This is a genomic window from Streptomyces sp. NPDC091416 (genome assembly GCF_044756845.1).
In the GTDB taxonomy this organism is placed as follows: domain Bacteria; phylum Actinomycetota; class Actinomycetes; order Streptomycetales; family Streptomycetaceae; genus Streptomyces.
This window is the reverse complement of sequence record NZ_JBIVTU010000025.1, coordinates 13,274-31,364: the sequence shown is the minus strand read 5'-3', so window position 1 is coordinate 31,364 and position 18,091 is coordinate 13,274. Positions and strand designations below refer to the sequence as shown.

Here is an 18,091-nt window from a genome sequence, read left to right as displayed (position 1 = left end):
CCTCCCCCCCCCACCCCTCCCCCCCCCACCCGTGGGCGACCCCGGGGGGGGGGGGGGGCCCGGGCGGTGGGGGGGGGGGGGGGGCGCCCCCGCCCCGGGCCCCCCCCCCCCCCCACACGTCGGCCTCATGCCAGCCGACCAGAAAAGGGCGCGAGGAGGGTATGGGAAACACGTTTCGGGGGCTCTGAGAAATCGGTCGGGGGTTCCATCAAGAACCATGGGTCATCGAGTCCGGAGGTCTGCCGTGCCCACGCCCGCCGCTGTCATGAAGCGCCGTCTGCGCGATCTCGAGGCGCGAGCCGCCGAACTGCGCGAGCGGATTGCGGTGTTGCAACAGGAGGCCGACCAGGTCGAGGAGCAGGCCACGCGCTGGCGTATCGGTGGCGAGATCTTCGAGGAGGTCGAGCAGGAACTGCGTGAGGGCGGAGCCGGGGGCCGGGCCGGCGAGGCCGGGGAGCCGGAGATTGCCGGGGCGGGCGAAGCCGCGGAGTCCGTGAGCCGGTATGTGCCGCAGTGGAGCGAAGGGGCCGATCCGGCCCGACTGCCCGGCCTGTATGCCGAGATCGTATCGTTCGTTTCGGGTGCGGACCGGCCGGTGCGGGTGCCGGACGTGGTCCGCGCCCTGTTCGGTGAGGGAGCCGGCCGCAGCTCGCAGGAAGGAGTCCGCGCCCAGCTCAAGCACCTGGTCGAGCGGTGCTGGCTGGCCAGTGAGGACGGGCGCTCGTTCACCGCCGTCTCACGCTGAGACCGGCGGCACCGTCCGGGCCTGCCGCCCCACGGCGGCGAGCCGGCGTGCCATCAAGGTGACCATCGCCCACTTCACATACGCCTCGTGCGCGGCGGCGGTCCGCTCGTAATCACGGACCAGGCGGCGGCAGCTGACCAACCACGCGAACGTCCTCTCCACCACCCAACGACGCGGCAGCACCACGAAGCCGCTCATGTCGTCGGTGCGGCGGACCACCTCGACCTTCAGGGCGAGTTTCTCGCGGGCCCAGTCGACCAGCGCGCCGGCATAGCCGCTGTCGGCCCAGACCAGACGCACCCGGGTGAACAGACGGCGCACGGCACTGAGCAGGTTCACACCCGCGTCGCGGTCCTGCAGGTCGGCGGCGGTCACCCTCACTACGAGCAGCAGGACCAGGCAGTCCACCGCGATGTGCCGCTTGGAGCCCGAGACCAGCTTTGCTCCGTCGAAACCCCGGCGGTCACCGGTGAGCGTGGCCGCGCCGCGCAGGGACTGGGAGTCGACAATCGCGGCCGTCGGTTCGGGATCATCCCGGCCCTCGAACAGCCGCACCTGTTCACGGAGCCGGTCGTGCAGGACGTCCAGGAGCTCGTCGGCCTGCCAGCGGCGGGCGAAGGCGTAGACCGCGCCCCAGGGCGGGAAGTCGGCCGGCATTGCCCGCCACTTGATGCCCTCGGAGACCAGGTAGCGCACCGCGTCGAACATCTCCCGGTGGCAGTAGCCCTCCGGGTTTCCCCCGCGCCCGCACAGCCAGTTCGGCAGAGGCATCATCCGCCGGATGACCTGCCACTCCTCATCAGTCATGCCCGTGGCATAGAAACGCGCCCGCAGTCGGTCCCCGGCGTTTCCGTACAGGGGGACGAGACAGTCGCACGGTGCCGTGAACCGGAGGTCGGGCAGCGGACGATCAGGGGCGCAGGCGATAGCGTGAGACACAACGAGGCTCTGCTTCTTGCGGGTTCGGCGTAGACACCCGACACGCTAGGAACGGAGCCTCGTCCTCGTGTCCTCTCCCGCCACCAAGTCACACGATCAAGCTCGTCGTACGGCCCGCCATCGAACACCAGCGGGTTGGAAAACAACTAGTCACTGGCACGGGCTATCCCCACTCCGAGGCTGAACGGCAGTTCATCAGCTCACGGCTATCAACTCGAATCACAGGGGGCCGGAACTTAATTCTAGGAATTAAGTTCCGGCCCCCTGTTAAAGGCATGCAATTCTGTTAGATGCGCCAGGTTCTGTGTACCATATTTAGCAGGTGGCGCTTGAGGAAATTCGAATCGCCTTGATTGTCTTACTGGTGCCCATTGTGCTGTTTGGCTTCAAGCAGTACACGCCACCATCGCTTTCCAGTAGGTATGCGACGTCATCGTTGCGAGTGTTGATGGCCCCGTAATCGGTGTTCGGGTTGTTGAGGTATTGCCAGGAGGACGTCACGTCCTTGAATCGGGCAAAGATGGTGTGATTGCCGCTTCCAGTGGTGAAGCAGACTTCCGGGTAGTTGCAGCCGTACATGGAGTTGGCTTGCGCTGTAGACGGGTTGGCCAGGGAAATTGCGGCAATGGCAGCAGCTGCGCCGGCCGCGCTGACACATTTTCTCTTCCAGGACTTCATTCCGCGCTCCATTCAGTGGGTGGAATCTGAAGCCATCCCGACAGGCGGGTACACCACTCGCGATGGCGGATAACGGTAGGCGGATACATACTGGTGTCCCCGCTGGGCTCACGCAAGCGTCGGGAGGCGTGTATTGATGCTCGCGGTTCAGATGAAATGCAATCAAATCCCCCTATTGGCCAGAACTCCTCAATCGGTGAGGGTGAAGACCGCCGCGCAAAGTCGCGACTTCGCGGCGGTCAGCGGGATCAATCAGGTCGCGGCTATAAGTGTTGTCCCGCAATGGTTCGGGAGCTCCTGGCCCTGTCATCCTGCAGGTTGGCAGTGAGGCTGTGGGAACAGTTGAATGCCCTCGTGACGGACTGGACGCGGGTGGTCGATGCTCATGGGGCGGTTGGGCGAGCGCCACTGTTCCTGAATCAGGTGGAGCGAGAGGAAGTTCCGGAGGCGTGGGACGAGCTGTGGGACCGTCTCTGCCTTCACGGTGCGAACACCAGCGGGTTGGAAAACAACTAGTAAGGTTCGGCTCTATGACATCAGACATGGTCCAGGACTCATAGACTCGCATCGACGCGTGGCTGCGCGAGCACGCGCCCCGCACGGTTGCCACGCTTCAGCCGCCTGCGGGCGGCGAGGAGATCGCAGCAGCGCAACAGGAACTGGGTGGGGGTCACCTTTCCTGCGGACCTGGTCGCTTCACTCCTCCGGCACGGCGACGTAGACCGGGCCTGCTTCATCCAGGTGCGGCCTCGACCACCTGCTCATACGACTCACGTGGAGGACGCTCCTTGCCGGCAGCGTTGCGGTAGCGCCGCCGCACGGAGCCAGCCCCGGTCTCCCCGTCAGGGCCCTGGTCGACGCCGCGCATGAACCCGGTGCCCCCAAGGATTCCGCTCACTCCGAGCAGCCGGTCGCCCGTCGGGATCGACTTTCGTAGCCCTGGCAGCCGCAACGGGGTGCTGGAGGGACCTGAGGCTTTCCGCTTCAGCGTCCAGCTCTGGCAGCTGCTCATCCGCTGCGGGAAGGGGCTGGTCGGCACGCGAAGGCCGCCGTCGGCAAGACCATGACGATCACCGACGGCGGCTATCCTGGCCCCGGGCTTGTGATGCCCCACCGCCGCCGCAAAGGCGAAGAACTGCCTCTGCCTGGCTGGAAACAGGCACACGACACGTCCCACAAGCAGGTCCGCGCCCGCGTCGGGCCGCCGATGAGGTCCCGGGCGTCCTCCTCCTCGGTGGCCTGCTGTCGACAATCGTTCACCACGTTCTCGCTTCCTTCTCCGGGCACCGAAGCCGGTGCGAGACCTCTGGTACCCAGGGGGCCTGGGATGATGCTGTGCACAGAGGGCCGTAGTTGCTGCGGGCTGCCCCCCGACGACGGCCGCGGCGAGGCTTGCGGCACCCAGTCCCGCTCGCCCCTGCCTTGTCCGTTATTTGCTACGGGCTCCTTCCTCGGCCGCCTGCCGGTCGAGGTACGCGGTCACCGGCGTCGCCGCGACTCCGTGGAGCACGACGGAGACCAGCACGGTGAACACCACCACCGCCCACATCTCCTTCTCGTACGCCCCGAACTCGCCCTCCCCGAAAGCGTAGGCGAGGTAGAAGAGGGAGCCGATGCCGCGGATTCCGAAGAAGGCCGTCGCCGCACGCTCCTTGGGACAGCCGGGGCCGCGCAGCTGCGCGAACCACCCGGTGGCCGGACGTATGAGCAGGTGCAGCAGCAGGCCCACCGCCGCACCCCTCCAGGTGAGAGCCGCGAGGCCGCCCGACGCGATGAAGGCGCCCACTCCGAAGAGCAGCAGGGTCATCAGCAGGCGTTCGATCTGTTCCACGAAGCCGTGCAGCACCTTGTGGAATCCGTGGGTACGTTCCGACCTGCGCAGCGCGCACGCGGTGGTGAAGACGGCGAGGAACCCGTAGCCGTGCAGCGTCTCGGCGATGCCGTACGCCAGGAACGTGGCGGCAAGGGCCAAGAACCCCTCGCCCTGTTCGGCGAGGCGCAGCGACCTGGTGCGCGCTTGGAAGAGCACCTGTCCCAGCAGAAGCCCGACGGCCACGCCCGCGACGACGCCGACGGTGATCCGCACGAGCACGTCGCTCCAGACCCAGTGCACCAGGAGCGCGCCGGACCAGGAGTCGCCGGCCGCGGCGAGTGCGAGCGCCGCGAGGACGAACGGGAAGGCCAGTCCGTCGTTGAGCCCGGCCTCGCTGGTCAGCGCGAAGCGGACCTCGTCCTCGTCGTACTTGTCGGCCGACGGCTCACCGACCCGCACCTCCGACGCCAGTACGGGGTCCGTGGGTGCGAGCGCGGCGGCCACCAGCAGGGCGGCGGACACCGGCCAGCCGAGCAGCCACCAGACGGCGATTGCCGTCGCGCTGATGCTGAGCGGCATCGCCACTCCGAGCATCCGCCATGTCGTGGCCCAGGAGCGCAGGCCGAGCGGGCGGTCGATGGCCAGCCCCGCGCCCATCAGGGAGATGATCACGCAGAGTTCGGAAAGGTGGTGCGCCCAGATGCGGTCGGCGACCGGATCCACCTGCGGGAGGGGCAGCGGCAGGAGGAAGAGGAGCACCCCCGCGGTGAGGAACACGATCGGCACGGAGACCGGCAGCCGGGACAGCAGCCGGGGCAGTGCCGCGGCCAGGAACGCTCCGAGGCCCAGGCATGCGTACACCGCGCCCACGGTGGTGATCGACACGTCGGGCCTTTCCTCTCTTCCGGTGCGAGCGGTGCCGCGCCGATGTCTGCTGTCGTCGGATGCCGGCTGTTGCCGGAAGCCATGCCGCTGTTCGGATGCTCACGGTGCGCGGCCTCCGGCAGCCGCAGGGGACCGCGGACTGTGGTCCTCGGCTACGGCTGCCGGCACGAGGCGTCGTCGTCACGGCCGGCGGGAAGGCCGCTTCAGGCCATGTCCCGGGGAACGGTCTCGTTCCAGGTGCGGGAGAATACCCGGCGCCCGTTCTCGTAGCCGTCCAGGGTTGCGTCGACGGTGAACTCACCGGCGGTCGAGCTGAGTACGGTGCTCGTCTCGACGCGCACGTCCCAGCCGGGCCTGCGGAAGCGCATCGTCCATGCCGACCGGCCGCTGAGCGAGGAGAGGTCGTCGGCGACCGAGGTGTACTTCTCGCAGGCGCGCAGACCCACCTCGATGCCGTTGGCCTCGTACCGCTGCAGTCCGCGATCCTTCACGATGTCGAGGGAGGAGTTGTAGTCGACCAGGCTCCTGGAGACGGTCCAGGCCTGCTCCGGTTCCGTCAGCATGGTCACGGGGGGCGGCCGGCAGCCCTCCGGTTCCCCGAAAGGCTGTTCCGGCACTCCGTCCGGCTCGTCGTTCGGTCGTACCGGCAGGGTCAGCACGGCGTCCTTCTCGTGGACGGTCAGCAGCGAAGGCTGCGGGGCCGGCCACACAAGGGGCCAGTACGAGGTGGAGAGGGACAGCCGGATGCGGTGTCCGGGCGGAAAGGCCTGCGCGACGCCGTTGAGGGAGAGCCGGACGAGGTAGCGGCGGCCGGGTTCCAGCGGCTCGGGATGCTCCTCGCCGTTGCGGTGGGTGAGGTTCAGCACGCCGTACGTCACACGGGTGGCGCGGCCGTCCGGCGCGACATCGGAGATCCGGGCCGTGACCTGGGCGACCGGGGTGGAGCACTCCACTTCGAGGTCGAGCACCGGTGAGCCGAGGATCTCGACCCGCTCGGACAGCGGATCCGTTTCGTAGACGAGAGAGCCGCCGTCCTCCTCCCGCTGGTCGTAGGGCAGGTCCGGGGGAGCGTTGTAGGAGGCCCACTTCCCGGCGAACTGTCCTACGGAGAGCGGGGAGCGGACCGTGCGCACCCGGTCCCGCAGGCGGTCGGACTCCGACACGACCCGGTCGTCGTCGGCGGTGACGATCGCGGAGCCGCGCAGCGGGTGTGCCACCTCCTTGACCTGCGGTGAGGGCCAGAAGGGTTCGGCGACCCAGCGTCCCGGGCGTTCCTCGTACGAGGTGGACGGCGGCACGCTCTCCTGCATCCAGGTGCGGAGCATCGGGCCGTCCATGACACCGTTCTCGATGCCCTTCAGCCAGTGGTCCCACCACCTGACGACCTCCTGGAGGTAGCCGATGGCCGGGCCGGGTTCGCCGAGGTGAGGCAGCTTGTGGGACCAGGGGCCGATGAGCCCCTTGCGGGGCACGTCGACGTTGGCGAGGAGCCGGGTGACTGCGTTGGAGTACCCGTCCGCCCAGCCGCTCGAAGCGAGCACGGGGCAGCGAAGCTGCCCGTAGTCCTCGCTGAGCGAGGCATGGCGCCAGTAGGCGTCGCGATGCGGGTGGCGCAGCCATTCGAGGACCCAGGGCCTGGCGGAGTCCAGCCGTTCGTGCCACATGTCGCGCCAGCCCCCACCCACGACTTCGGGGTCGGGCGGGCAGGTGGCGTACGCGAACATCGTCCCGGCCTCGGCGAGATTGTCGGAGAGCATGGCACCGCCGAGGTAGTGCATGTCGTCCGCGTACCGGTCATCGGTGAACGAGGCGACGACGATGGCGCGCAGGCTCGGCGGCTGACGGGCAGCCGCGTGGAGTGCGGCGAAGGCACCCCAGGAGATGCCCATCATCCCGGTGTTCCCGTCGCACCAGGGCTGCTCAGCGACCCACGCCAGCACGCCCTCGGTGTCCCGCTGCTCCTGCTCCAGGTACTCGTCCAGCAGGACGCCCTCGGACTCGCCTGTCCCGCGCAGGTCCACGCGTACGCAGGCGTATCCGTGGCCCGCGAGGTACGGGTGGTGGATGGCGTCGCGTGTCGAGCTGAGGTCGTTCTTGCGGTACGGGATGTATTCCACGACCGCGGGGACGGGTTCCCGGTCGGACAAGACGGGCCGCCAGATCCTGGCGGACAGCTTGACGCCGTCCGTCATGGCGATCGTGACGTGGTCCTCTTCCTGTGTCTCGTAAGGCAGTTGTTCCACGAAGCGCATACCGGTGCTTGGCTCCCTTCTGATGTCGTTGCGTGCCGGCGGGGGTGCCACGCGGACCTCTGCGAGGTCACGCGGTGTTGCGGCCTCGCTCACCCGGCTCGGTCTCGTCGAAGGTCAGGCCGAGAGCGGCGATGCACCTGTCGAACTTGTGGCGCAGATCCCCCTCGTCCTTCCCGCCGGTGAAGATGTGGGCGATCTCGTAGCTGTAGCTGTCCTGGCCGCCGACCGTGGAGAGCCGCTGGCCCTCGGCGGGCACCATGTCGATGCGGACGCCGGGTATCTCGCGCTCGATGGCGGCGATCTCGTCGGCGGTGGGTACCTGGTGGACCCGCCCCTCGCCGAACCAGCGGTAGTACCACTTCGCGGAGACCTGGTAGTCACCGAGGCCCGGCTGGAGGGCGGGGTCACGCCCCAGGGCCAGGCTGAACATGCGGTGGTGGTTGGCCACTCCGTCGACGAACTCGAACAGCTCCGCGTGCGACTGCGAGTGCCGGGGGTTGATCTCCAGGAGGCTGATGCCGCCGGTCTTCGGGTCGTAGAAGTACTCGATGCTGAAGGTGGCGGACTCCATGCCGATCTGGCGCATGGTGCGTGCGCTGACGTCGTGCAGCTGCTGGATCACCGGGGCCGGAAGGGTGCTCGGGTACTGGTGGCGCAGGAAGGACGACGAATTGGGGTAGTTGATCGAGTCGAGCACCCCGTAGACGGTCACCTCGCCGTCGTGCACATAGCCCTCGACTGCCACCTGGATTCCGGTCATGGTCTCCTCGGCCAGACAGACCCGACCGCCCACACCCGCCATTTCCGGCGGGAGTTCGACAAGGTCGAGGACTGCCTCGAACGGCTCGCCCACCCTGGCTATCCCCCCACGGATCTCAGTGACCGCCGACCTGAACTCCGTCATGTCGTTTACCCCAAAGGCCAGTTCGGAGGAATAGGAGAGCGCGGGCTTCAGCCACATGGGGAAGCTCACGCCCTCCGGGGGCTGCGGATCGGAGCTCTCCAGATCAACCATCCCGAAGCGGGGGTGCTCGTCGATGACCTTCTGCTGTTCCAGCCGGCTCCAGTACTTGTGCTCGCACTTCACGACGGACGCGAGGCTGGTGCTCGTCGTCCCGTACTCACGGCTGAGCATGGGGACGAGAGTACTGACCGGAAAGTCCCAGTAGCCGACGATGGCATCGATGCTGCCCTCGTGGGAGTCGAGCACGGCGCGCGCCCGGCTCATCAGGCCGTCGACGGTGATGGCCTCCTCCTGTAACTCCTCGATACTGAATAGCTGGTGGAGCCGGTACTCGTCCGCGTTCGGAACAGCTTCGAGGGTGCGCAGGTTGGCTTCGTCCATACCTATGACGAAGATGTTCTTTCGCTGGTCCGGGAGCATGATCGATCACCTTTCGCTGAACACTGGGTCTTGCGCCGCCTACCCGTTTGCCTGTGTTCAAACCGAACGCCCGCACCTGGGACACCTCCTCCCCGAACAGCCCTCCGGAACCAGTTGGAACCGGCCCGGAACAAAAAGTTCCGCAGGGAGATTCTCGTGACATTCCGTGCGACGCGAAATTGACTGCCTTTCAGCTGCTGCGTGCGGTCGTGTCAGGCTTCGAACTGGGCATTTCGCGGTTCCGCGGCTGAGGACCTTGGTCACCTTCCTCCCGCCCCACGCCGCCTCCTCAGCGAAACTGAAACAGCCGTGGATCAGGGGAGGTGGGGGCCACCGCTCGTATTCGGGAAACGCCTCCCTGAACAGTCGCGCGGGCCGTCCGGAAACTATTCTTCGGTGCGCATGCACGGCGGTCGGCATGTCGGGCAAGCGGTGTCCTGAGAGCGCGTCGCCGGGATCTCCGGCGACGCCCGATCCCGCTTCCCGGTCTCGACCGGACGAGGGGCAGCTATTCGATGAAGGAGCCGACCTATGAGTGAGCCTCTTCCACCCTCATGCTGACGCGTGGTGAAGGACGAGGACGGCCTTCACGATGTTGGTGATGCGGTGCTGCTGCAGCGGAGTTCCGCAAGAGGCGCCAGGCCTTGAGGGTGGCCATGGCCTGCTCGCCAAGACAACGGATCTTGGCGTGGGTGGTGTTGTGGCATCGCTTCCACTGCTTGAGCCGGCGGCCTCGGGGCGGGACCCGGACGGGTCTGCCGGCTCCTTGGTATGCGTTGATGCTCCTATCGGCCTGCCGGGAAACAACTCGTTGAAGGACTCGGCCATTGCGTTGTTTGTGCTGGACCCGACTGCGCTCATGCTCTGCCGACCTGCAAGCTCGGGAGAAGATTCTGCTCGTGTTGACCTTTAAACGCGAGACCCTGCAGGGACGAAGGAGTTGGCCGACCCAGCGCGTGGCCCGACTCGACGCCTTCCGATGGTTCCACCGCTACAACACCCGACGCGGACACTCCTACCTCGGACAACGATCATCGATCGCCTTCGAGAGCGCCCTTCAACTCACACCTACTACGCTGGCACCAGCCGCATAACCCGTGTCCAGGATTCGGGGTCAAGGCCCTCCGTTTGGTCACGGGCGCCGCGGGACGGTTCATCGGCTGCCGGGATGTTGTGCGGGTGCGGCCAATGGGATGCGCAGGGCGGAGCGATTGTCCCGCCATGCAGCCAGCAACATCGCACCCAGTCTGTCTTCGAGCAGACCGGTGGCCTGGATACCGAAGGCGACGTCGCTGTCCAGACCGGGTTCGGCCGTCAGGAGAGGGCCGATGACCTCAAGGCGGACGACTTGCTCGTGCACCGCGTCGGCCTCGACGTGCTCGTCGTAGAACCGCGCGGCAGCGGGCCCGGCGCCCGTGCGCCGCATCGCCTCGGCGAGCCGTCGGGATCCGGGAGAGGAAGTCACCTCCACGGCTGCGAAGTGCCCCACGAGAGCGCCGCGCAAGGCCCGGTGCAGACCGAACAGCGACATCACATTGACGGTGCACAGAACCTGCGCGGGTGCTGCGTCGAGGTAGTGACCGTAGGCGTGGTCCAGGCGGAGGTCGTCCATCAGGTCCGCAAAGAGCCGGGCGTGGATGTCTTCGACGTGTCCGGCGCCGAACTCGTCGTACTCCACTGCCACCATCGCGGCCTTCGCACGGCCGTGCAGCCGCGGGATGACCCAGGCGTGCGGGTCGGCTTCCTTGAGGTGGTAGAGCGAGCGGAGTGCCGCGTATTCCCGGACCTGCCAGAGCAGGCCCTCGTTCCGCAGGAAGTTGCTCACGCCGGTGCCGTCGTCGACGGCTGGTTCGGTGAGGATCGTGGCAAGGGCATCATGCGCGTCGGCCTTCCCCGGCACATCTGTGCGCAAGGCGGTAAGGAAGCGGTGCTCCAGCGCACCACGCAGCCGCAACAAGTCTGGATCCCACTCATGGTCGTCGCCGACTCCGTCGAATCCCTGATAGTGCAGCTCGTAGAGGACGTAGAGCGCAAGCTGGAGGTCGTCCCCGTAAGGGTCTGCGTCGGACACGGCATGAGGATCGACCAGGGGTGCGTTTCCGTTCCGCAGGGCAGACAGGACGGCGCAGGAAAGCACGCCGCGGGAGGCGGGCAGCACCGGGCTGACGCCACGCGACTCGAGGTAGGGCGAGGTGGTCATGCTGTCGCACCTGATTCCGGGTCGGTGGACATGTCGGTCTTATCCACGGCGGGCGAAGCCGTGCGACTGCGGTGGCTGGTGTCACACCAGGGATAGCGGCGGCTGCGACGACAGGTGCACACCGCCACCATGAAGCGCTCGGAGGTGACAGCCACGCCGTCGTGCCCGGTGGGGGTGACGGGCCCCTCTACCAGGAGCGGTCCACCCGGTACGAAACGGACACGACGGGGGTCAGATGTGTCGCGCACGGATGACCACCAATTCCTCCTTGTCGTTCCCTGTGTCGTCCATCAGTCCCCGAGCGTGCAGCCACGGCAGACGGGAGCGCAGGACGGGACCCAGCGGAATGAGCTCGCGGTCAATGACCTCCGCCTCGAGACTCGCCCGTGCCAGGACATCGATCGTGGTCTGGGCGCCGCACATTTTTGAGTGGACCATGAGCAGCGCGCCGCCGGGCCGCAGAACGGTCGCGGCCGTCGCACAGACTCGGTCGATGAGGGCGCGGCCATCCGGACCGCCGTCCCATGCACGGGCTCTGCCCCGCAACGGAGGCCGTGCGGTCGGTGAGGGAACATACGGAGGGTTACTGATCACCAGGTCGTACTGTCGCGCGTCGAGAGTGGACAAGTCGCGATACCGGACGGTGACCCGGCTGCGGTGGAGGGCGGCGTTCACCCGGGCGCACAACACCGCCCGGTGAGAGATGTCGACAGCAGTGACGCGTGCTCCCAGCTGGGCGGCGTGGACTGCCAGGGCCCCGCTGCCGGTTCCCAGTTCCAGGACATGCGTCTCGGGACTGATGCTCTCACGGGCGAGAGCCCGCATGAGGAGGTGCGTGTCGTGCTGGGGAGCGTAGACGCCCGGCACCGTCATCATGCGCCGAGGGGTGCTCCGAGGTGATACGGCCATGGCCGCCCCTCGCTCTCGTAGTGGCGGCGACTGGTCGCCGCTCGTCCAGGATGGGCCGCACGCAGGGCGGGCGCCATTCCGGCGGTGACGGGCTGTGGCCGAATGTGTGCCTTGTTCGGCAGAAGCGACTTGCTTGATCAGCGGCTGCTGAGAGTGACCATGACGCATCGGGCACGCTTGCTTGGCTGCCAGTACATCGACCGGCCCGACCGGATCATGTGTCACTTCAGCCTCCTGGGTTCGGGGCTCTCCTGCCCACCGAAACGGAAGGCATGACCGCTGTCGCGGGCCCACATGCCTCGGCGGGAGGGCCATCCCGACGGCAAGGCCGAGACACCGTCTCGAGGAGCAAGAGGATGGGAGATCGCGCGTGTATTCCCAGGCGAGGTCGGGACGTTCTCAGCGGCAGTCCGAAGGACGGTACGACGCCGAGACATGGGCGCTCTCGCGGACCAGCGACCGGGAGACGCCATGGGTGGGCCGTCTAGCCCGGATGCTTGCTGGTGCCAGGAGTGCCACCGAGGGGGCGGCGTGCCTCCTTCAGTTCGGCTTCGTACAGGTGGCGGTGGCCTTGGGCGAGCCTGTTGATCAGTTGCTGCTCGACATCGGTGAACGGCCGGTAGTAGGTCTGGTTGTAGGACTCGATGAGCTGGAAGGTCCAGTGACCGGGGATGACGTTGCGGCCGAGGATCTCACGTTCGACGAAGTCGGCGTCTTGCTCATGGCCGGCCTCGCGTAGAAGCCGGACCGCGTCGCCGACGGCGAAGTCGGCGCTGCCGGTCAGCTGATGGAACTCATACAGTGCGCCGCGGGCGCGTTCCGTCGTCTCTAGCGCCTTCGACAGGGCGCCCAGAGCTTCGACGGTTTTGTCGCTGATGCCTTCGGGACGCTGGTGTGCAGTGTTCGGATAGCTGCTCTGTTCATCGTTCACGCCCCTACCTATGCCCTGAGTGTGCATGTGCCTACCCGACGGGCTCGTCCTCCAAGAGGCCGCGACGGCCTACGACGGGCGCCACCGGCCGGAATCCGTGTTGTTCTCAGCAGGCACGACATATGCGCGCCCCTGTTTGGTGATACTGCGGCCGGAATCCCTCGTGGTCACGTTCCGGACTGCGCCGACCCAAGCCGTTGACCAGGGCGTACACCGAAGTCCCGCTGGAGTACCAGGGCCTGCGTCGAAAGAAGGCCTGAGTACTACGCTTCGCCGAAACCGATGCACTTGGCCCCTCGGCGTGGGTCAGGCGCCAAGGCAGCGGGCGAGGGGTTCGCCAGTCGTCGTGAAGCGTGTCGTGGCGAGTGCCGCAGGGGTGTCTTCGTAGGCGACGTCGGCGCCGTTCAGGCCGGCTCCGGGTCGATAATCTGCAGGGACAACCGCCGGGGGCCTTCGGCAAACACAACGGACGCGGGAAGAACGTCAAGGCCGGGCCGCCTGCACATGATGATCTGGTGCGGCGGGGCTCTACCGCAGCCGGACCGAACCGGTTGTGGCTGACGGACATCACCGAGCACGCAACCTCCGAGAACAAGCTGCATACGGCTGGCGTGGATGGCCCATGGGGTCACGGCCGTGGCGGCGTGGGGCGCTATGCTTTTCTGCCCTTGCGGTCGCGTTGCGTCAGTCGGTGCTGGAAGCGGGGCAGGAGTTCGGTGTGCTGCCGGCGCAGCGCGGCTCGCGCCGCGTTGGCGCCGGGGGCGCCGTGGACGCCGCCGCCGGGGTGCGCGGAGGCAGAGGCGAGGTAGAGCCCGGGAAGGGGCGTCTCCGGACGGCCGGTGCCGGGGGAGGGGCGGAAGACCAGCTGCTGGTGCATGGCGGTGGTTCCGCCGTTGATGGCGCCGCCGTGGAGGTTGGCGTCCATGCTCTCCAGAGTGGGTGGGGCGAGGACGCGCCGGGCCTTGATGAGGCCGCGGAAACCCGGGGCATAGCGCTCGACCTGGGCTTCGACCCGGTCCGCCATGGCCTCCTGCTCGGAGATGTCCCAGGACCCGGTCAGTCCGGCCTCTCCGGCGTCTCCCCGGACCCGGTGCGGCACATGTGTGTACGCCCACGCGGCTTCGGTGCCGAGCGGCGAGCGGCTCGGGTCGGCGGTGGTCATCTGGCCGAACAGGGCGAAGGGTTCGTCGGGGATGCGGCCCATGGCGATCTGCGAGGCGAAACGGGTGAGGCTGTCCACGCCCTCCGCGAGGTGGACGGTCCCTGCCTGGGCGGCCTCCGGGCAGGTCCAGGGCACCCGGCCGCTGAGTGCCCAGTCGACCTTGAACGTCGCGAAGTCCCACTGGAATCGCTTCAGGTCGGCGAGCAGCTGTCCGGGAAGGTGCTCTTCGGCCACCAGGGAGCCGTACAGCGCGGGCGCGGACACATCGGCCAGGACCGCCTTGCGGGCCGGGACCGCCTCGCCCCCCGCGGTGCGTACTCCGACCGCCCTGCCGCCGCGGACGATGACCTCGGTGACGTGTTCCCCGCAGCGGACGAGGCCGCTGCGCCGCGCGAGCCGGCGGACGAGTGCGGAGGTGAGCGCTCCGGAGCCTCCGGTGGGGACGGGGAAGCCGTAGGTCTGGCCGAGCATGGCCATGAGCCAGCCGAAGCCGCCGCTGCCGGCCGCCTCCGGTGAGAGGTCCGCGTGCAGGGCGTTGCCCGCGAGCAGGAGCCTGCCGCCCTCGCCGCGGAACTCCTCCTCGCCCAGGCGTCGGACCGGCAGCACCATGGTCCTGGCCAGTCGGAGCCCGCCCGCCGCGCGCAGCCGGAGCGCCAGCCGGGTGCCGGCGCGGACCGGGGGGAACGGCGTGAACAGTGCGTCGATGATGCCGGGCCGCAGCGTCTCCCAGACGTTCCGCAGCTCCTGCCACGCGGCCCCGTCCCCGGGAGCGAACGCCTCCAGGCTCGCGGCCGTCTCTTCCAGGTCGCGGCTGAGGACGGCGCAGCGGCCGTCGAGCAGGGGGTGGGCGAGCACCTTCGGGGCGTGGCTCCAGCTCAGCCCCTCACGCTCCAGACGCAGACCGCGCAGGACCGGGGAGGCGGCTGCCAGGGGGTAGAAGGCGCTGAAGAGGTCGCTGGTGAATTCCGGGTCCACCCCCCGGTCGTGCCGGACCGCTCCGCCGGGCGTGTTCTGGGCTTCCAGGACCTCCACGCTCCAGCCCGCGTCGGTCAGGAGGTTGGCCGCGACCAGTCCGTTGGGACCCGCCCCGATCACTACGGCGTCCGGCATGGCTGGCTCCCGGCTCGGTGGGTGGTGCCCCGCCCGGCGGGGCGGGGCAGACGGGGTCTCGGTTCACGCCCTGCGGGGGCGCGGTCGCCCGCGAGTCGTGCGGGGCGGGCCTTCACCCGCCTCGCACAGCCGGGCCAGCCGGCCCAGCATCACGCGGTGCCTCACTTGCTGGGCCGCGTCCAGGAGGCCGTTGTGCAGAGCGCCTCCCGCACCGCGCAAGGGGTGTTCGTCAAAGATGATCAGCGTGTGCTCACCCCAGGGCCGCAGCTCCATCGCGATCCTGGCGGTCCCCAGCGGCCCGCTGTCCGCCTCCAGTTCGAGGACGGTGGTTGGTTCGCTGCGGCGCACCACGGTCCGGTTGTGCAGGGTGAACGGCCCGATCCTGATCTCGTAGCGGAGGGTTGCTCCCAGCTCCGGCCACTGCCCCGCGCCCACCTGGGCCTGGGCGGCGCCGACGACCCAGTCCCCGTACCGTTCGACGTCGGAAAGGACCTCCCAGACTTCTGCGGGAGGCTTCCTGATCAACCGGTGCCGTACGGCCATGCGCGCCTCCGTCGCCCGAGTGCCCCGATCCTTCTCTCCCACGCTAGGCCCGGCCACCCGCACCCGCACCCGCACCCGCACCCGCACGGCCAGGACGGACAACCGTCCGCGCCGTCGGCCCGGCGCCGCAGGGCGGCCCGCCGATGCCAGGGGCATCCTGGGGAAGGGCGCAACCTGTTCCGTCATATGGAGGTGCCATGCCCGTACCGAGCCCCCTTGCCGGCCGCACGGCGGTCGTGACCGGAGCCGCCCGCGGCCTCGGCGCCGGGATGGCCCGGACGCTGGTGGGGCGCGGAGCCCGGGTGGCGCTGCTGGGGCTGGAAGAGCGGGAGATGGCGAGGACGGTGGCCGAGCTGCCCGAAGGGGCCGCCCAGGCGTGGACCGTCGACGTGACCGACGCAGCCGCGATGGAGGAGACGGCCGTGCGTGTGCGGTCCCGGTTCGGCCCGCCCTCGGTGGTGATCGCGAACGCGGGCATCGCTGCGGCGGGCCCGCTCCTGGACTCCGACGTGAGCCTGTGGCGTCGGGTCGTCGAGGTCAACGTGGTGGGGAGCGCGGTGACGGCGCGCACCTTCTTGCCGGACCTCCTGCGCACCAGGGGTTACTACCTTCAGGTTTCCTCTCTCGCCGCGCTGGCGCCGGCGCCGCTGCTGAGCGCCTATTGCGCCTCGAAATCGGCTGCCGAGTCCTTCGCGCAGGTGCTGCGGGCCGAAGTGGCGCACCGGGGCGTGGGGGTAGGGGTGGCTTATCCGAGCTGGGCGGACACGGAGATGATCCGCGTCGGCGATACCACCTCTGCCCTGCGCGCGGTCCGGTCGGCGCTGCCCTGGCCGGCCTCGTGGACCTACCCGGCGCCGCAGGTCGCGGAACATCTGGTGCGCGGTGTCGAACGCCGCTCCGTGGCGGTCTACGCCCAGCCATGGGTGCGCGGGGTGCGGCTCGCGCGTCCGTGGCTTCCGACGCTGGTCGTGCTCGGCTCCTGGCGGATGATGCGGCGCCTGGAGAGCAACGGGGGCACCGCGGCGACCGGGCCCCTGGGCGCGGGCGGTGAGGCGGCAACAGGGACGTCGTCCGAGGTTCCGCGACGTGACGGGCGCTGAATTGCAGCTCCGTCACGCTGTCCGGCTGCCGGGACCCGACCACGGTCGAAAAGCGAGCGTGTGGCGGACCCCGATCAGGAACGTAGGGATCCGCCTATTCAACACCGGTGAGAACAAAGGCGCGGAACTTCTGATGTGCGCTGCCGAGCGCGCTGTCGTTGCTCGGCCGCTGGAGCAAGCGCCACGTGTGCCGACTTCCGAGGGAAGCGAGACAGCATGGTCAAGACACGCCTGGGCCTCAGATCTTCCAAGACGGTCTGAGTCTCGTTGGACCACTGCTGCCGCACAACGCTACGGGCTCCGCCGCTTGCACTTCTGCCTGCGGGCATTGGCACTGATCCGGTCGGCGGCACGGGCGTTCCCGCGTCACAGGGGGCTTGGCCGTCGCCGGTGTCACAGGATGCTGAGCACCTGTGGCGACAAGGTCTTGATCATGGTGTTGGTCGAGCGCATCTGTCGCAGGGTCTGGGGTGGCATGAGTAGATCGGTGGCCTTGGACGACTTGGCGACTTGAGCGAGCATCTCCCAGTGCAGCGAATTGTGTGTCGCGGCGAGATGCAGGTCGCGTCGAGTCGGTTAGTAGCCACGAATCAGCCCTCGTCACGGCTGCTTCATAGCGGGGTGCCCGGCTCCGAGGGGCTAACAAATGCGTTAGGCCATGCTGCCCAGCTTGGCGCCTACGCGTGCGTATCGAAGAGATCCGGGGGTACCTCTGTGGAACGTTGAGCTGTACCGGGCTCACTTCACAGAAGAGGAAGGGTCCCTCATGGGGCACGGCGGAAACGTGATCGCGGAACTCACCACCGATCATCGCGAGGTCGACGAGATGTTCGCGAAGATCGAGATTCAACCGGTCGGTGACACGCAGCGCCGGAAGCTGGTCGATGAACTGACCATCGAGTTGGTACGTCATTCGGTTGCCGAGGAGATGCACCTCTATCCGGCTGTTCGCGACTACGTAGAGGGTGGCGACGGGATCGCGGACAAGGAGCTTGCCGAGCACGCGGAGGTGGAACAGCACCTCAAGGACCTGGAAGGCCTGTCTGCGGACGATGCGGAGTTCGATCACTTGGTGGCGAAGCTCAAGCTTGAGGTGAGCGCGCACGTTCGTGATGAGGAAGACAGGCTGTTTCCCCTCCTCGCCGCAGCGTGCACCCCACAGGCCCTGGATGAGCTGGGTGACAAGATCCGTACCGCGAAGAAGACGGCCCCCACACGTCCGCACCCGTCGGCTCCGGACACTCCGCCGGGCAACAAGCTCCTGGGCCCTGGAGTGGGGCTTGTAGACCGGGCCCGCGACATGCTCACAGGGCGCGGCAAGAGCTGACTACATGCGGTGAGCTCGCAGTCATCGTGACAACGCATTCGAGCGCATCGGAGTGCCGAAGCCGAGGGCTGACACGCTGAGAGAAGGGTGGCCCACCGCAGGCGCATCGCCAC

At 68.1% G+C, this 18,091-nt stretch carries 14 protein-coding genes and 2 pseudogenes; 4 read left to right on the top strand and 12 right to left on the bottom strand.

From position 1 onward, the window contains the following. Positions 1-244 precede the first annotated feature (244 nt). Positions 245-745, top strand: a complete 501-nt coding sequence (locus ACIQMX_RS39750; protein WP_402485834.1) for a hypothetical protein — start codon at positions 245-247, stop codon at positions 743-745. On the opposite strand, the gene ACIQMX_RS39745 is transcribed toward ACIQMX_RS39750, so the two are convergent. Next, positions 737-1,552: an IS5 family transposase gene (locus ACIQMX_RS39745; RefSeq protein WP_402485831.1), complete on the bottom strand. Its 816-nt coding sequence runs from the start codon at positions 1,550-1,552 to the stop codon at positions 737-739. The genes ACIQMX_RS39750 and ACIQMX_RS39745 overlap by 9 nt on opposite strands. 447 nt (positions 1,553-1,999) lie before the next feature. Next, complete coding sequence (locus ACIQMX_RS39740; protein ID WP_402485828.1) at positions 2,000-2,362, bottom strand: hypothetical protein; 363 nt, start codon at positions 2,360-2,362, stop codon at positions 2,000-2,002. Positions 2,363-3,401: 1,039 nt separating this feature from the next. Here ACIQMX_RS39740 and ACIQMX_RS39735 point away from each other — a divergent pair. Then, positions 3,402-3,560 (top strand): annotated as a pseudogene (locus ACIQMX_RS39735) (IS5/IS1182 family transposase); the annotation flags it as partial. Positions 3,561-3,791: 231 nt separating this feature from the next. On the opposite strand, the gene ACIQMX_RS39730 reads toward ACIQMX_RS39735, so the two are convergent. From ACIQMX_RS39730 to ACIQMX_RS39685, 10 genes and pseudogenes are all read right to left on the bottom strand, one after another. Next, positions 3,792-5,060, bottom strand: coding sequence for a cation:proton antiporter (locus ACIQMX_RS39730; RefSeq protein WP_402485826.1), 1,269 nt, complete (start codon positions 5,058-5,060; stop codon positions 3,792-3,794). Between the two features lie 203 nt (positions 5,061-5,263). Next, positions 5,264-7,312: a CocE/NonD family hydrolase gene (locus ACIQMX_RS39725; RefSeq protein ID WP_402485823.1), complete on the bottom strand. Its 2,049-nt coding sequence runs from the start codon at positions 7,310-7,312 to the stop codon at positions 5,264-5,266. Between the two features lie 67 nt (positions 7,313-7,379). Further along, on the bottom strand, positions 7,380-8,696 hold the full coding sequence (locus ACIQMX_RS39720; protein ID WP_402485820.1) for an acetyl-CoA carboxylase biotin carboxylase subunit family protein: 1,317 nt from the start codon (positions 8,694-8,696) through the stop codon (positions 7,380-7,382). A 552-nt stretch (positions 8,697-9,248) separates the two neighbouring features. After that, a pseudogene (locus ACIQMX_RS39715) lies at positions 9,249-9,468 on the bottom strand (transposase family protein); the annotation flags it as partial. Positions 9,469-9,849: 381 nt separating this feature from the next. Next, complete coding sequence (locus ACIQMX_RS39710; protein ID WP_402485817.1) at positions 9,850-10,896, bottom strand: iron-containing redox enzyme family protein; 1,047 nt, start codon at positions 10,894-10,896, stop codon at positions 9,850-9,852. Further along, entirely contained in the window at positions 10,893-11,144 is a 252-nt protein-coding gene (locus ACIQMX_RS39705) for a CDGSH iron-sulfur domain-containing protein (RefSeq protein ID WP_402485815.1), read from the bottom strand. Before ACIQMX_RS39705 ends, ACIQMX_RS39710 begins: the two co-directional genes overlap by 4 nt. Next, complete coding sequence (locus ACIQMX_RS39700) at positions 11,128-11,805, bottom strand: HemK2/MTQ2 family protein methyltransferase (protein ID WP_402485812.1); 678 nt, start codon at positions 11,803-11,805, stop codon at positions 11,128-11,130. The genes ACIQMX_RS39705 and ACIQMX_RS39700 overlap by 17 nt, the downstream gene beginning before the upstream one ends. 484 nt (positions 11,806-12,289) lie before the next feature. Further along, on the bottom strand, positions 12,290-12,736 hold the full coding sequence (locus ACIQMX_RS39695; protein WP_402485809.1) for a hypothetical protein: 447 nt from the start codon (positions 12,734-12,736) through the stop codon (positions 12,290-12,292). Positions 12,737-13,388: 652 nt separating this feature from the next. After that, on the bottom strand, positions 13,389-15,008 hold the full coding sequence (locus ACIQMX_RS39690) for a phytoene desaturase family protein (RefSeq protein ID WP_402485806.1): 1,620 nt from the start codon (positions 15,006-15,008) through the stop codon (positions 13,389-13,391). A gap of 63 nt (positions 15,009-15,071) precedes the next feature. Then, a complete protein-coding gene (locus ACIQMX_RS39685; RefSeq protein WP_402485804.1) occupies positions 15,072-15,551 on the bottom strand; it encodes an SRPBCC family protein in 480 nt (159 codons plus the stop codon). 197 nt (positions 15,552-15,748) lie between these two features. Here ACIQMX_RS39685 and ACIQMX_RS39680 point away from each other — a divergent pair, with 197 nt between their 5' ends. Together ACIQMX_RS39680 and ACIQMX_RS39675 are read left to right on the top strand one after the other, a co-directional pair. Further along, the gene (locus tag ACIQMX_RS39680; protein WP_402485801.1) at positions 15,749-16,651 is read left to right on the top strand and encodes a short-chain dehydrogenase/reductase; all 903 of its coding nucleotides are present in this window, start codon (positions 15,749-15,751) and stop codon (positions 16,649-16,651) included. A 766-nt stretch (positions 16,652-17,417) separates the two neighbouring features. Beyond that, entirely contained in the window at positions 17,418-17,978 is a 561-nt protein-coding gene (locus ACIQMX_RS39675) for a hemerythrin domain-containing protein (protein WP_402485798.1), read from the top strand. Positions 17,979-18,091: the final 113 nt, after the last annotated feature.